Here is a 435-nt window from a genome sequence, read left to right as displayed (position 1 = left end):
CGCTGCAGGCCATGGTCAGGGACGGGTTCCTGGCCGAGCGGATGAAGGTCGGCGAGCAGTTCATTCGCTTGCCGAACGAGGGCCGCATCGACGTCGTGACTTCGTCGGCGCAGTCCCGCCTGGGTAACCCGGTCACCTTCGTGCCTCAGGACGAGACGGGCATCTGGACTGTCGGAAACCGGATGAACAGCGTTGCGACCACGCAACGGCGCGGCCTTGGCGGCATGCAGGGCCGATCGCTGGAGACCACCAATGGCTGGGACCCCAGCGAGAACTCGGTGGCCCAGAAGACGGCGGAGTCCAAGCGGGAGGACATCTACCGCTACCACCGCCTGCCGCCGGGCGGCCTGTCGTACACGAACAAGGCGGAGCGGCGCCGGATCCACGCCTTCGTCTACGCCGGCAGCCGACACAACGACCTCGACGCCATCGAGG

1 pseudogene is annotated in these 435 nt (G+C 67.4%); it reads left to right on the top strand.

The features are described 5' to 3' along the window. Positions 1 to 435 (top strand): annotated as a pseudogene (locus tag G3I71_RS47925) (hypothetical protein); the annotation flags it as partial.

The sequence above is a fragment of the Streptomyces sp. SID12501 genome (genome assembly GCF_010550245.1).
GTDB lineage: Bacteria > Actinomycetota > Actinomycetes > Streptomycetales > Streptomycetaceae > Streptomyces.
Note: the sequence above shows the minus strand (reverse complement) of the source record. Positions and strands in the feature narration are given on the sequence as shown.